Raw genomic sequence first — 13,659 nt, forward strand, 5'->3', positions numbered from 1 at the left:
CAACGGCGTCGAGCGGGAGATCGTCGGTGCGGGCAACGGCCCGCTCGCGGCGTTCGTGGACGCCATCGGCGCGGTCGGATTCGACGTGTCGGTGTTGGACTATTCGGAGCACGCGATGTCGTCCGGCGAGGAAGCACAGGCGGCGGCCTACGTCGAGGCGTCGGTCGGCGGGAAGACCGTCTGGGGTGTCGGGATCGCGACGTCGATCACGACGGCGTCACTGCGGGCCGTGGTGTCCGCGGTGAACCGGGCGGCTCGCGGCTAGCCCAAGAACTCGCGGCTAACCCTAGAAGAGGGTGAACTGATCACCGGCGAGCGTGGCGTCGGTGAACTGCTCCACGTCGGTGCCGCCGACCACGCAGTCCAGCAGGCGCATGAACTCGGCGTCGCTGACCAGCGGCACCCCCATCTCGATCGCCTGGTAGCCACGTCCCTGATCGGGCTGCGGCTCATCGCAGATCACGACTGACGTCTGCTGATCGACGATGTCCGTGTACGCCAATCCCGCGTCCAGCATCCGCTCGATGAGCTCCTCGTAGGTGTGCGTGACCTCCGACGACATCGCCACCCGCATGCCCTGAACCAACGGCCTGCCCGCCACGAACCGGCCGGGATTCTGGAAGTCGCAGGGCAGCCGGGCGGCGATGGTCTTGAGCGGCAGCAGCTCGTCGTGCGTGACCTGACCATTGGGCCAGCTGCGGCGTTTCACCGGACGGACGGGCAGCCACGACTTGCGGTCGTGCGCGCCTGCCAGCGCTGGCTTGAGGATCTGGGCGAGCACCAGGGCGTCGTCGAGCGCGTCGTGGGGCCGCATCTGCGTGACGCCCCAGTGCGCGGCGAGGGTCTCAAGTCGCAGGTTCTCGATGCCGAGATCGAGCCTGCGGGCCAACTCGACCGTGCACATCACGGTGTCGACGGCCAGCTCGGTACCCGCGAGCTCGGCCTCGTTGGCCAAGAAGGCGTAGTCGAAGCCGACGTTGTGCGCCACCAACGTGCGGCCGACGAGCACCTCGTTGAGCTGGCCGACGACGTCGGCGAACGTGGGCTGCCCCTCGAGCATCTCGGTCGTCAGGCCGTGCACGTGGGTAGGCCCAGGATCCACCCCGGGATTGAGCAGGCTGGAGAAACTGGCCTCGACGTTTCCGTCGTCGCCAAGCGCCAGCGCAGCCACGCTCACGACGCGGGCCTGCCGGGGATGGAAGCCCGTGGTCTCCACGTCGACCACCGCCCAACCCGCGCCGGGCTGGGTGGCCGGTCGGCCCCAGGAGCTGCTCGGCCTGCGACATCCAGCAGCAGTTTGGCTCACGTTTCGAGGATGGCACGCTGCCCCGACAACCTCGGATGGCTGGCGCCGCGTGTCGCCCACCGACTTTCCGCCTCCTAGACTGCCGGGAATGGTTACGGCCGGAGGGCATGCGCGCAGCGACCGGGGAATGTCGCTGCGCGGACGGGTGGCGCTCGGCGCGGGATCCGCTGCGCGCTGGGCCTCGCGAATGACCGGCCGCGGCGCGGGCGCGATGATCGGCGGCCTGGTGTCGATGACGCTGGACAGGTCGATCCTGCGTCAGCTCGGGGCTGGGCGCCGCAGCGTCGTCGTGACCGGCACCAACGGCAAGTCCACGACCACCAGGATGACCGCCGCCGCGCTCGCCACCATCGGCCCCGTCGCCACCAACGCCGAGGGTGCCAACATGGATGCGGGTCTGATCGCGGCACTCGCGGGTGCCCGAAAGGCGACGCTGGCCGCGCTGGAAGTCGACGAGATGCACGTGCCGCACGTCTTGGACGCAGTGGAGGCCGCCGTCGTCGTCTTGCTGAACCTGTCCCGCGACCAGCTCGACCGGGTGGGTGAGATCAACCACATCGAACGAACCCTGCGCAACGGGCTGGCCCGCCATCCGGATGCCGTCGTCGTGGCCAACTGCGACGACGTGCTCATGACGTCGGCGGCGTACGACAGCCCCAACGTCGTGTGGGTGGCCGCGGGCGGCAGCTGGGCCAACGACTCGGTGAGTTGCCCCCGCAGCGGTGAGGTCATCGTCCGCGAGCAGTCGCACTGGTACTCGACGGGTACCGACTTCAAGAGGCCAAGCCCGCAGTGGTGGTACGACGACACCTGCGTGTACGGCCCCGACGGTCTGACGTTGCCCATGACGCTGGCATTGCCCGGGGCCGTCAACCGAGGCAACGCGGCCCAGGCGATCGCCGCCGCCGTCACGCTCGGCGCCGATCCTGCCGCAGCGGTGGCGGCGGTGTCCGGCGTCGACGAGGTCGCGGGCCGGTACCGCACGGTCCGGGTCGGCGCGCACACGGTCCGGATGCTGCTCGCCAAGAACCCGGCCGGATGGCAGGAGGCGCTGTCGATGGTCGACAAGCACGGTGCGGGCGTCGTGATCGCCGTGAACGGCCAGGTGCCCGACGGCGAGGACCTGTCGTGGCTCTGGGACGTGCGCTTCGAGGGTTTCGCCGATGAGCCGCCCGCGCCGAGAGCGGACGGCCAAGACACCGCGGTGGTGGCGGCGGGCGAGCGCGGCACCGATCTCGCGGTGCGGCTGGGGTATGCGGGCGTCGAGCACACGCTGGTGCACGACACCATGGCGGCGATCGCGTCGTGCCCGCCGGGCCACGTCGAGGTCATCGCGAACTACACGGCGTTCCTGCAACTCAACCGGCGGCTGCCGTCATGACCGAGTCGACCGTCCGGATCGGGCTGGTGCTGCCCGACGTGATGGGCACCTACGGCGACGGCGGCAACGCGGTCGTACTGCGACAACGATTGCGGCTGAGGGGATTCGACGCCGACGTCGTCGAGATCACGCTTGCCGACCCGGTGCCGGACTCGCTGGACCTCTACACGCTCGGTGGTGCCGAGGACTACGCCCAACGACTGGCGACCAAGCACCTGATCCAGTACCCGGGTCTGCAGCGCGCCGCCGAACGCGGTGCCCCGGTGCTGGCGATCTGCGCGGCCATCCAGGTCCTCGGGCACTGGTATGAGACGTCGTCGGGCGAACGGGTGGACGGTGTCGGCATGCTCGACGTGACGACGTCGCCGCAACCCACGCGGACCATCGGCGAGGTGGTCTCCCAGCCGCTGCTGCCCGGGTTGGCACAGCGCCTGACGGGTTTCGAAAATCACCGCGGCGGAACCGATTTGGGACCTTCCGCGGCGCCGCTGGCCAAGGTCGTCAGCGGCGCAGGCAACCGGGCGGGAAGCGGTTTCGACGGCGCAGTGCAGGGCAGTGTCGTCGCCACGTATCTGCACGGGCCGTGCTTGGCTCGCAATCCCGAGCTGGCCGACCACCTGTTGTCGCGCGTGGTCGGCGAGCTCGCGCCGATCGAACTCGGCGAGGTCGACCAGCTGCGCCGGGAACGGCTGGCTGCACCGCGTCGGGTCTAGGGCCGCCACCCCCGCGAGATCATCGCGTCCCAGACGCTCTGGACGACGTCGTCCTTGCGGTCCTCCTTGATGACGAACGTCACCTTCCAGCCGAGTCGCGCCAGCGTTCGCTTGACCCGGACATCCTTTGCGTACTGAGGGCGATCGGTTCGGTGTTGATCGCCGTCGTACTCCGCACCGACCATGAAGTCCTCCCACCCCATGTCGAGCACTCGGACCCGTCGGTTCCTGGCCTCGAGGACGGGGAGCTGCGTCCTCGGTCGCGGCAGCCCGGCGTCGACGAACCACAATCTGAGCGCCGTTTCCCTCGGCGATTGGGCGCCGCCGTCGACCAACGGCAAGGCCACCCGCAGTGCCTTGAGACCCCGAGCCCCCGGATGGCGATCGACCAATCGCAGCACGTCGCGATCCCTGAACGGGGTGGCCCACTTCAAGGCATCGAGTCGTGCCACCGCCAGGTCTCTTGGCAGGTGCCGACCGAGGTCGAACGCGGTGCGTTCCAAGGTGGTCACGGGGATGCCCGCGACGTGGGTGATCTCGTCAGGAGCGAGGCTTTCGCTCCTGACGATGAGGCCGGGCTGGCGACGAGTGCTGCCGCCGATCAGTTCGATCGGCGTGGTCACGTCCACCCATGGCGCGCCGTGGAGCGCGGACGCCGCAACACCTGCGATCACACCCCGCCCCTTCGACCACAGCCACGCCGCGACCGTCCTGTCTCGAAGCGATGGCTCACACCGCGCGGGAAGGTACACGTCACGAAAGAGCGATCGATGCCAGCGGCGTAACTCGTACGGCGAGACCGCCCCGCTCGCGAGGGCCTCACTGCCGACGAAGACTTCGCTTCTCATGGCCGAAACCTGCCATCGCCCACCGACAGTTCGCGAAATCGACGCTACTGCGCGAAAGTGCGAGTAGCGATGTCCGTAGCGTCGATCTCGCGGAGGCGCGGCGCCCGAGCCTGGCTACAAGCCCAGGTCGCGCAGGAACTCCGGCTTGTAGGCCTCGAGGATCACGTAGCTGGGGTCGGGCACGGGCACGTCCTTCGCGTCGTCGTGGACGGCGTCGCCATCGGTCGGGTTGACCCACTCCTGCGCGTCGGCATCCCAGCGGCTGATGGCGTACTCGGCCTCCAAGTCGTCGGCCTGGACGACTTCGCGGACGGTGCGCTCCGCCTCGCGGGCGTCCTGCAGGCTGCGCGTGTACAGCTGGATGAAGTTGCCGTCGCGGGTCACGGTTACGCGATTGCCAAGGCGCTGACGGGCATCGTCGTCCACGTCGAGCGACCTCAGCCGCTCCCAGAACGACAGGTGATGCTCGTCGTCGCCGAGCTCGACCTCGACCTTGAACTCCTCATCGGGCATGGTCGCCACCCTAGGCCACTCGCGGCGAGCCGCGAATTAGGCCATCGCCCGACGGCCGGTCAGGGCGCGTCCAAGGGTGAGCTCGTCGGCGAACTCCAGATCGCCACCCATCGGCAGGCCCGACGCGATGCGCGTGACCGTCAGCCCGGGAATGTCGCGGAGCATGCGCACCAGGTAGGTTGCCGTCGCCTCGCCCTCGGTGTTGGGGTCGGTGGCAATGATGACCTCCGCCACGTCGACGCCGTCGACCCGTTCGCCAATCCGGTTGAGCAGCTCGCGAATTCGCAGCTGCTCGGGTCCCACGCCGGACAGAGGATCCAACGCACCACCCAACACGTGATAGCGACCACGGAACTCACGCGTGCGCTCGACGGCCTGCACGTCCTTGGGTTCCTCGACGACGCACACCAGCGACGCGTCGCGACGCGGATCCGAGCAGATGCGACAGCGGTCGTCGTCGGAGACGTTGCCGCATACCGCGCAGAACTTCACCCCGTCGCGGATCCGGTTCAGCACCGCGGTCAGCCGGTCGATGTCCGGCGGTTCGACCGACAGCAGGTGAAACGCAATGCGCTGTGCGCTCTTCGGCCCGATTCCCGGCAGCTTTCCCAGCTCGTCGATCAAGTCCTGAACTGGGCCCTCAAACATGGCGGTACAAGTCAGAGCCCCAGGTTGCCGAGGCCGCCGGCAAGCGGACCAAGCTTGCTCTGCGCCATCAGCGTCACCTGCTGGGAGGCGTCCTTGATGGCGCCCACGACGAGATCCTGCAGGGTTTCGACGTCCTCGGGGTCGACGACCTTCGGGTCGATCGCGACGCCGAGAACCTCGCCGCTGCCCTTCATCGTCACCTGCACCAGACCGCCACCGGCCTGCCCGTGGACCTCGGCGACGGCCAGCGCCTCCTGCGCCTCCATCAACTGCTGCTGCACCTGCTGTGCCTGCGCGAGGAGCGCCGACATGTCTGGCGGTTGGCCGGATTCCATGACGTGTCCCCTTGCGTGTTGGTCGCGAGTTGGTCTCGACTTGATTGCCATCGTCCGCACGTGGCGATTCGCCCTTCAAGCCTAGTCGCCCGCCGGGCTACCTTGGCGCCGTGGACGTACCAGCCTGCCTGCGTGTCGGGGCCGCCTCGGTCAAGCGCATCTCCGCTGCGGTGGCCGCCGGCGTGATCGTCGCAGCGTCGCCCCTACCCATGACGACGCCCGCCGCGGATGCCGCGCCTGCGAACATCGCCGGGATGATCGTCTTCCTCGATCCCGGCCACAACGGGGCCAACGACGATTCGATCAACCGCCAAGTCACGACGGGTCGCGGCGGAACCAAGGACTGCCAGACGAGCGGCACATCGGCCAACGACGGCTACCCCGAACACACCTTCACCTGGGACACCACACTGCGCATCCGCCAATCGTTGACCGCGCTGGGCGTGCGGACGGCGATGTCGCGCGGCGACGACACCGGGCTCGGGCCATGCGTCGACGAACGCGCCGCGATGGCCAACGCGCTCAAGCCCGACGCCATCGTCTCGATCCATGCCGACGGCGGACCGGCTACCGGTCGCGGCTTTCACGTGAACTATTCGTCGCCGCCACTCAACCAGGTGCAGGCGGGCCCGTCAGTCCAGTTCGCGCAGGCCATGCGCGGTCAGCTGCAGGCCGCGGGCCTGTTGCCCGCCAACTACATCGGCCAGGGCGGTCTGTACCCGCGTGCCGACCTGACCGGGCTGAATCTCGCGCAGTACCCGTCGGTGCTCGTCGAGCTGGGCAACATGAAGAACCCCGCCGACTCGGCGCTGATCGAGAGTCCCGAGGGCAGGCAGAAGTATGCCGACGCGGTCGTCCGCGGCATCGCCGGTTTCCTCGCGACGAGGCCGGCGCGGACCGCTTAGCCTCCCTCGCGACTGAAACTCGGTCGCTTACGCTCCCTCGACCTGTGCCTTGAGGTTCTCCAAGACCTCAGCCTGAATCTTGCGCAGGCCCAGGGGTGCGAACGTCTTCTCGAAGAATCCCTTGACGCCACCAGCACCTTGCCAGGAAGTCTTCAGCGTTACCGAAGAACCCGGCCCGGAGGGGGCGACGGTCCAATTGGTGACCATCGTCGAGTTGGCGTCCTTCTCGATTACCGTGTGCCCCGCGACGTCGACATTGGCCTTGACGTCACGTACCCGCGACTCCGTGGCCTGCAGTTTCCAGGTGGCGACGGTGCCAGCGCCCTGCCCGCCCTGCAGAACCTGGTAGCCGCTGTAGTGCGAGGAGAGGATCTTCGGTCGGACGGTTTCATAGTCGGCGACGGCCGTGAAGACGGCGTCGGGCTGGGCATTGATCAAGACAGTGCTTGAGGCGCTGACCTGTCCCATCGGTGAAGACTCCTAGATCAGGGGATGAACGGGTGTGATCCCGGCTCGGTGCGGTCGCATCGGGTGCAACCGGGGACTAGCGTATATGTGTGACTGTTGCATCTGTTGAAGCGCAGTCCCACGCGGCAGGCGTGGAGAGACTGCTGGCGAGCTACCGCGCCATCCCCCCGAACGCCACGGTTCGACTGGCGAAACCGACCTCGAATCTGTTCCGCGCTCGCGAGAAGTCGACGGTCAAGGGCCTGGACGTCTCGGGACTGACCGGGGTCATCTCGGTCGACCCGGAGGCCCGCACCGCCGACGTCGCGGGGATGTGTACCTACGAGGATCTCGTTGCCGCCACGCTTCCGCATGGCTTGTCGCCGTTGGTGGTACCCCAACTCAAGACCATCACCCTCGGCGGTGCGGTCACGGGTCTTGGCATCGAGTCGGCGTCCTTCCGCAACGGCCTGCCCCACGAGTCGGTCCTGGAGATGGACATTCTGACCGGGCAGGGCGAGGTGGTCACCGCGAGCCGCGACGTGCACTCGGATCTCTTCCACGCCTTCCCCAATTCATATGGCACGCTTGGCTACTCGGTGCGCCTGAAGATCGAGCTCGAGCCGGTACGGCCGTTCGTTGCGCTGCGGCACCTGCGATTCCACTCGATCTCTGAGTTGGTAGCCGCGATGGATCGCATCATCGAGACCGGCGGCTTGCACGGCGCACCGGTCCACTACCTCGACGGCGTGGTGTTCAGCGCCGACGAGTCCTACCTGTGCGTCGGCGTGCAGACCGCAACTCCCGGTCCTGTCAGCGATTACACAGGTGACCAGATCTACTATCGATCGATTCAGCACTCCGGGCCGGACCTCGCCGAGAAGCACGATCGGTTGACCATCCACGACTATCTGTGGCGTTGGGACACCGACTGGTTCTGGTGTTCGCGTGCCTTCGGCGCGCAGAACCCGAAGATCCGCAAACTCTGGCCGCGACGCTATCGACGCAGCAGCTTCTACTGGAAGCTGATCGGCTACGACCGGAAGTTCAACATCGCCGATCGCATCGAGAAGCGCAACGGCAGACCACCGTTGGAGCGCGTCGTGCAGGACATCGAGGTGCCGATCGAGCGCACCGCCGAGTTCGTCGACTGGTTCCTGGCCAACGTGCCGATCGAGCCGATTTGGTTGTGCCCGCTGCGGCTCCGCGACGACGCGGGCTGGCCATTGTACCCCATTGCGGGGCATCACACGTACGTCAACATAGGCTTCTGGTCTTCGGTGCCCGCCGGTGCCACCGAAGGCGAGACAAACCGACTGATCGAGGAGAAGGTCAGCGAGCTCGACGGCCACAAGTCTCTGTACTCCGACGCCTACTACTCACCGGAGGAGTTCAACGAGCTCTACGGCGGTGAGACCTACAACACGGTCAAGAAGACCTACGACCCTGATTCTCGGCTGCTCGACCTGTACGCGAAGGCGGTGCAGAACCGATGAGCGCTTGCGCGAAGACGAGACAGAAGCCGATGAGCGCTTGCGCGAAGAGTGGAGGACAACAGTGACGACCTACAAGGAAGAATCGACGCAGGCGGCAACCGGCAGACTCACGCTTGCCGAGATCCTCGAAATCTTCGCCGCCGGTGACGACCTGCCGCTCAAATTCACCGCCTACGACGGCAGTTCGGCTGGCCCCGAGGATGCGGAGATTGGGCTCGACCTGCGCACCCCGCGCGGCACCACCTATCTGGCCACGTCGCCAGGCGAACTCGGCCTGGCGCGTGCCTACGTGTCCGGCGACGTCGAGATGCACGGGGTTCACCCGGGCGACCCGTACGAGCTGCTGCAGGCCCTGGCCGCCAAGCTGGACTTCAAACGCCCGCCCCCACGCGTGCTCGCCAACATCGTCCGCTCAATCGGCCTCGAGCACCTGCGCCCGATCGCACCTCCGCCTCAGGAGGCCCTTCCCCGCTGGCGCCGCATCGCCGAAGGGCTGCGGCACAGCAAGACTCGCGATGCTGAAGCCATCCATCATCACTACGACGTGTCGAACACGTTCTACGAGTGGGTGCTCGGCCCGTCGATGACCTACACGTGCGCCTGCTACCCGGAGCTCGACGCCAGCCTCGAGGAAGCGCAGGACAACAAGTACCGGTTGGTGTTCGAGAAGCTGCGGCTGCAGCCGGGCGACCGCCTACTCGACGTCGGGTGTGGCTGGGGCAGCATGGTGCGTTACGCCGCCCGCCACGGCGTGAAGGCCGTCGGCGTCACGCTATCGAAGGAGCAGGCAGCGTGGGCGCAGAAGGCCATCGCCGAGGAAGGACTGTCCGACCTCGCCGAGGTTCGGCACGGTGACTACCGCGACGTGCGCGAATCCGGGTTCGACGCGGTGTCCTCGATCGGGTTGACCGAGCACATCGGGGTGCACAACTATCCGTCCTACTTCCGCTTCCTCAAGTCCAAGATGCGCACCGGCGCACTGTTGCTCAACCACTGCATCACCCGGCCCGACAATCGCGCAGGCGCCACCGCCGGCGGCTTCATCGACCGCTACGTCTTCCCCGACGGGGAGTTGACCGGCTCCGGGCGCATCATCACCGAGGCTCAGGACGTTGGCCTTGAGGTGGTGCACGAGGAGAACCTGCGCCATCACTACGCGATGACGCTGCGCGACTGGTGCGCCAACCTCGTCGAGCACTGGGACGAGGCGGTCGCCGAGGTCGGCCTGCCCACCGCCAAGGTGTGGGGTCTGTACATGGCCGGGTCCCGGCTGGGCTTCGAGACGAATGTCGTTCAGCTGCACCAGGTTCTGGCAGTCAAGCTCGACAACCACGGTGGTGACGGCAATCTTCCGCTGCGGCCGTGGTGGAACGCCTAGACACCCACGAAGACGTCCAACACCTAGGCGCCGTCGATCCGACGCGCACCCAGTTCGCTCTGAAGTAGTTCGAGGGCAACCTCTTCGGGGTCACGGCGCGGGCCGGTCTCCTCGTGAACGGCTTGGGCGAGCATGCTCTCCTCGTCGTCCTCGATCTCCGGCGGTGGCGGCGCGGCTGGAGACTGCCGCGGGCGGGCGGCGGGTTCGGCTGCGGTGGGCGAGCCGGCCTCACACCGGATGGTCCAGTTCACACCGAGCGCGTCCTTGAGCGCGTCGCGGATGATCTCGACGTTGCGAGCCTCGTTCAGGCGGTTGGCCAACGGCGGCGACACGTGGCTGAGAACCAGAGTGTCGTTCTCGACGGCCAGGACGATGGCACCGTCGAGCATCACGTCGGTGGGCCGTCGACGCTCCCGCACCTTCTCCCTGATGGTGGTCCACATCGCGCGGACGGCCGCGGCGTCGGGTTGACCGGGCACCCCCGGCGGGGCGGACTGCGCAGCGGGCGTCGGCGGCGCGGTCGGCGTCGGTGCAGCAGGCGGCGGCGCGGCAGGCACCGGTGCGGTAGGCACCGGCGGCGGGGTGGGCGCCGCAGCCTTCGGCGGCGCAGGCGGCGCAGGCGGCGCTGGTGTGGACGCGGGGGGCGGCTCGGGGGGCGCGGTGCGCGGCGCGGGTGTGGACGCAGGCGGGCTCGACGGCTTCTCGGCTGGCGCCTTCGAGGGTGCGGCCGCGGCGTCGTCCGGATTGTTGCTTCGACGGACGAACTGTTTGGCCGGAGGCGCCTCGGCCTGCGGCGACCCGGCGGGCATCTCGCCGGCTGGGATCGACACGTTCAGTCTGGTCTCAATGCGTTCGATGCGTTGCAGCAGAGCGGCTTCGGTGTCGCTGGCCGACGGCAGGAGCAGTCGCGCACACACCACTTCCAGTAGCAGTCGTGGCGCGGTGGCGCCGCGCATCTCCCCCAGCCCGGCGTGCACCACCTCGGCATAGCGGGTCAGCGTGGCGGTGCCCAACCGGGCCGCCTGGTCGCGCATCCGCTCGAGCACGTCCTCGGGTGCGTCGACGACTCCGCGGGCGGCGGCGTCGGGCACTGCCTGCAGAACGATGAGGTCCCGGAACCGCTCCAGGAGGTCGGTGGCGAAGCGCCGCGGGTCGTGGCCGGCGTCGATCAGCGATTCGACCGCGCCGAACAGCGCGGCGGCGTCCCCGGCGGCGAGCGCGTCCACCGACGCGTCGAGCAACGCCATGTCGGTGGCGCCGAGCAGGGCAAGCGCACGTGGGTACGCCACCAGATTGCCGTCGGACCCCGCGAGCAGCTGGTCGAGCACCGACAGGGTGTCACGCGGCGAGCCACCGCCTGCGCGGATCACCAGCGGGTAGACGGCGTCCTCGACGGCGACGTTCTCCTGGGCGCAGATGCGTTCCAGCAGGCCTCGCATCGACTTCGGGGCGAGCAGCCGGAACGGGTAGTGGTGCGTGCGGGACCGGATGGTGGGCAGCACCTTCTCGGGCTCCGTCGTCGCGAACACGAAGATGAGGTGCTCCGGCGGCTCCTCGACGATCTTGAGCAGCGCGTTGAAGCCCGCCGTGGTGACCATGTGCGCCTCGTCGACGATGAAGATGCGGTAGCGCGACTGGGCCGGGGCGTAGAAGGCGCGATCGCGCAGTTCACGGGTGTCGTCGACGCCGCCGTGGCTGGCCGCGTCGAGCTCGACGACGTCGACGTTGCCAGGCCCGTTGGGAGCCAGCGCCACGCAGGAGTCACACACCCCGCATGGAGTGGGCGTCGGACCCTGCTCGCAGTTCAGCGAGCGCGCCAGGATGCGGGCGGACGACGTCTTGCCGCACCCACGCGGACCGGAGAACAGGTAGGCGTGGTTGATCCTGCCCGATTCCAGCGCATTCGAGAGCGGCTCGGTGACGTGCTCCTGCCCGACCACTTCGGCGAACGACGCTGGTCGGTACTTGCGGTAGAGAGCCACGGAAGCAGGCTACCCAGGTCCCCCGACTCGTCGCGGGTTAGGAGCTTCCCAGCATGGACTCGGTGGCGGCGAAGAGCGCGCACGTCGCCAGGCCGTCGATCGCGGCGTTCAGGTCGGACTCGGGCGGGAACGACGGCGCGATGCGAATGTTCTTGTCCTCCGGGTCTTTTCGGTAGGGGAACGCTGCGCCGGCCTCCGTGACCGCAATGCCGGCATCCTTGGCAAGCGCGATGGTGCGCCGAGCGGTGCCGGGCCACACGTCGAGGCTGACGAAGTAGCCGCCCTTCGGATCGCTCCACGAGGCGATCTTCGACTCACCGAGGCGGTCGTCGAGGATCTCGGCGACGCGGGCGAACTTCGGCGCCAGCAGCTGCTGATGGCGCCGCATGTGCAGCCGAACCCCGTCGGCATCGCCGAAGAAGCGGAGGTGGCGCAGCTGGTTGAGCTTGTCGGGACCGATCGACTTCTTGACTGCATGCTGCAAATACCAGGCGATGTTGCCCAGCGAGCCGCCGAAGAAGCAGGTGCCCGCCCCGGCAAAGGTCATCTTGGAGGTCGACGCGAACACGTAGGGACGGTTCTGGTTACCGGCCTTGGCAGCCAGCCCGAGCACGTCGACGTTCTTCACGAAGTCGTGCGTGAGGGTGTGAAGGATGTAGGCGTTGTCCCAGAACAATCGAAAATCTGGTGCCGCCGTGTGCATTTGGACCAGACGGCGAGTGTTCTCCCAGGAGTACACGGTGCCGGTCGGGTTGGAGAACACGGGTACGCACCACATGCCCTTGATGGCGGGGTCGGCGGCGACGAGCTCCTCGATGAGTCCGACGTCGGGGCCGTCCTCGCCCATGGGAACCGGGATCATCTCGATGCCGAAGCTCTCGGTGATGGCGAAGTGGCGGTCGTAGCCGGGGGCGGGGCAGAGGAACTTCACCACCGGCTCCTGAATCCAGGGCCGCGGCGAGTCGACGCCACCGTGCAACAGCGAGTACACGACGATGTCGTGCATCATTTCCAGGCTCGCGTTGTTGCCTGCGATCAGGTTGGGGACCGGGATGCCCAGCAGTTCACCGAAGATGGCCCGCAGTTCGGGCAGTCCGTGCAGACCGCCGTAGTTCCGGGTGTCGGTGCCATCACCATCGCGGTAGTCATCGCCGGGCAGCGTCAGCAGCTCGTTGGACAGGTCGAGCTGGGCCGCCGACGGCTTTCCGCGGGTGAGGTCCAGCGCGAGCTTCTTGGCCTGCAGATCGACGTAGTTCTGGCGCTGAAGATGGTGCTGCGCCTCCAACTCGTCACGGCCAAGGGACAGAAACGACACGGCAGGCCTTTCCTCTAGGCCGTGAATCAGAAGGGGACCCCGCGCACCCGCCAGAGCCCATTGACCCTTGCTGCCTTCCGGCCCTGGGGGAGTTCACAGGATGGACGCCGCGCGGGGTCCGGGTTGAGTGTAGTACGTGGCGCACAGGGGGAGGAGCGGAGCGACCCGGGGAACATGCACAGGGGCAGGAGCGGAGCGACCCGGGGAACGTGCTCGGGGCTGCGCCCCAGGTTCGGCCAACCCAGCTCGTGCTGAGCAGGGAGCCCCGTCGGCTACCATGGCCCGCGGAGGATTCGCCTAGTGGCCTATGGCGCTCGCCTGGAACGCGGGTTGGGTTAATAGCCCTCAGGGGTTCAAATCCCCTATCCTCCGCAGCGGTCCGGGCGCGACCA

14 protein-coding genes, 1 tRNA gene and 1 other RNA gene are annotated in these 13,659 nt (G+C 67.8%); 7 read left to right on the forward strand and 9 right to left on the reverse strand.

Annotated features, from left to right (window positions below; translation table 11 throughout):
* On the forward strand, positions 1 to 265 hold a 265-nt coding region (locus ABW137_RS34330; RefSeq protein WP_526407184.1), incomplete at its 5' end, for an alpha-isopropylmalate synthase regulatory domain-containing protein.
* Between the two features lie 21 nt (positions 266 to 286).
* Here the strand turns inward: ABW137_RS34330 and ABW137_RS34335 are convergent.
* Positions 287 to 1,306 (reverse strand): DEDDh family exonuclease, encoded by a 1,020-nt coding sequence (locus ABW137_RS34335; protein ID WP_526407186.1) that lies wholly within the window; start codon positions 1,304 to 1,306, stop codon positions 287 to 289.
* A 127-nt stretch (positions 1,307 to 1,433) separates the two neighbouring features.
* Here ABW137_RS34335 and ABW137_RS34340 point away from each other — a divergent pair, with 127 nt between their 5' ends.
* Positions 1,434 to 2,687, forward strand: a complete 1,254-nt coding sequence (locus ABW137_RS34340; RefSeq protein ID WP_526407208.1) for a MurT ligase domain-containing protein — start codon at positions 1,434 to 1,436, stop codon at positions 2,685 to 2,687.
* A complete protein-coding gene (locus ABW137_RS34345; RefSeq protein WP_526407188.1) occupies positions 2,684 to 3,400 on the forward strand; it encodes a type 1 glutamine amidotransferase in 717 nt (238 codons plus the stop codon). Before ABW137_RS34340 ends, ABW137_RS34345 begins: the two co-directional genes overlap by 4 nt.
* On the opposite strand, the gene ABW137_RS34350 is transcribed toward ABW137_RS34345, so the two are convergent.
* The 4 genes from ABW137_RS34350 to ABW137_RS34365 all read right to left on the reverse strand — a co-directional run bounded on the left by ABW137_RS34350 (position 3,397) and on the right by ABW137_RS34365 (position 5,744).
* Positions 3,397 to 4,248, reverse strand: a complete 852-nt coding sequence (locus ABW137_RS34350; protein WP_526407189.1) for a type IV toxin-antitoxin system AbiEi family antitoxin — start codon at positions 4,246 to 4,248, stop codon at positions 3,397 to 3,399. The two genes, ABW137_RS34345 and ABW137_RS34350, sit on opposite strands and share 4 nt — an antisense overlap.
* A 114-nt stretch (positions 4,249 to 4,362) precedes the next feature.
* Complete coding sequence (locus ABW137_RS34355) at positions 4,363 to 4,761, reverse strand: hypothetical protein (RefSeq protein ID WP_526407191.1); 399 nt, start codon at positions 4,759 to 4,761, stop codon at positions 4,363 to 4,365.
* Between the two features lie 36 nt (positions 4,762 to 4,797).
* Positions 4,798 to 5,409 (reverse strand): recombination mediator RecR, encoded by a 612-nt coding sequence (recR, locus tag ABW137_RS34360; RefSeq protein WP_526407193.1) that lies wholly within the window; start codon positions 5,407 to 5,409, stop codon positions 4,798 to 4,800.
* Between the two features lie 11 nt (positions 5,410 to 5,420).
* Complete coding sequence (locus ABW137_RS34365) at positions 5,421 to 5,744, reverse strand: YbaB/EbfC family nucleoid-associated protein (protein WP_526407195.1); 324 nt, start codon at positions 5,742 to 5,744, stop codon at positions 5,421 to 5,423.
* Between the two features lie 110 nt (positions 5,745 to 5,854).
* On the opposite strand from ABW137_RS34365, the gene ABW137_RS34370 reads away from it, so the two are divergent.
* Positions 5,855 to 6,649, forward strand: a complete 795-nt coding sequence (locus ABW137_RS34370) for an Rv3717 family N-acetylmuramoyl-L-alanine amidase (protein ID WP_526407197.1) — start codon at positions 5,855 to 5,857, stop codon at positions 6,647 to 6,649.
* 27 nt (positions 6,650 to 6,676) lie between these two features.
* Here the strand turns inward: ABW137_RS34370 and ABW137_RS34375 are convergent, their stop codons facing one another.
* Positions 6,677 to 7,117 (reverse strand): SRPBCC family protein, encoded by a 441-nt coding sequence (locus tag ABW137_RS34375; RefSeq protein WP_526407198.1) that lies wholly within the window; start codon positions 7,115 to 7,117, stop codon positions 6,677 to 6,679.
* An 89-nt stretch (positions 7,118 to 7,206) separates the two neighbouring features.
* On the opposite strand from ABW137_RS34375, the gene ABW137_RS34380 reads away from it, so the two are divergent.
* Entirely contained in the window at positions 7,207 to 8,592 is a 1,386-nt protein-coding gene (locus ABW137_RS34380; protein ID WP_526407200.1) for an FAD-binding oxidoreductase, read from the forward strand.
* Positions 8,593 to 8,653: 61 nt separating this feature from the next.
* Positions 8,654 to 9,970 (forward strand): SAM-dependent methyltransferase, encoded by a 1,317-nt coding sequence (locus ABW137_RS34385; protein ID WP_526407202.1) that lies wholly within the window; start codon positions 8,654 to 8,656, stop codon positions 9,968 to 9,970.
* 23 nt (positions 9,971 to 9,993) lie between these two features.
* Here ABW137_RS34385 and ABW137_RS34390 read toward each other — a convergent pair whose 3' ends face one another.
* The 3 genes from ABW137_RS34390 to ffs all read right to left on the reverse strand — a co-directional run bounded on the left by ABW137_RS34390 (position 9,994) and on the right by ffs (position 13,390).
* Positions 9,994 to 11,952, reverse strand: a complete 1,959-nt coding sequence (locus ABW137_RS34390; RefSeq protein ID WP_526407204.1) for a DNA polymerase III subunits gamma/tau — start codon at positions 11,950 to 11,952, stop codon at positions 9,994 to 9,996.
* Positions 11,953 to 11,989: 37 nt separating this feature from the next.
* Positions 11,990 to 13,267: an aspartate aminotransferase type Ic gene (locus tag ABW137_RS34395; protein WP_526407206.1), complete on the reverse strand. Its 1,278-nt coding sequence runs from the start codon at positions 13,265 to 13,267 to the stop codon at positions 11,990 to 11,992.
* A gap of 28 nt (positions 13,268 to 13,295) precedes the next feature.
* An RNA gene (gene ffs, locus ABW137_RS34400) (signal recognition particle sRNA small type) lies at positions 13,296 to 13,390 on the reverse strand.
* A gap of 163 nt (positions 13,391 to 13,553) precedes the next feature.
* Here ffs and ABW137_RS34405 point away from each other — a divergent pair.
* Positions 13,554 to 13,639, forward strand: a tRNA-Ser gene (locus ABW137_RS34405).
* Positions 13,640 to 13,659 lie beyond the last annotated feature (20 nt).

Source organism: Mycobacterium sp. (assembly GCF_040509115.1).
Taxonomy (GTDB): domain Bacteria; phylum Actinomycetota; class Actinomycetes; order Mycobacteriales; family Mycobacteriaceae; genus Mycobacterium.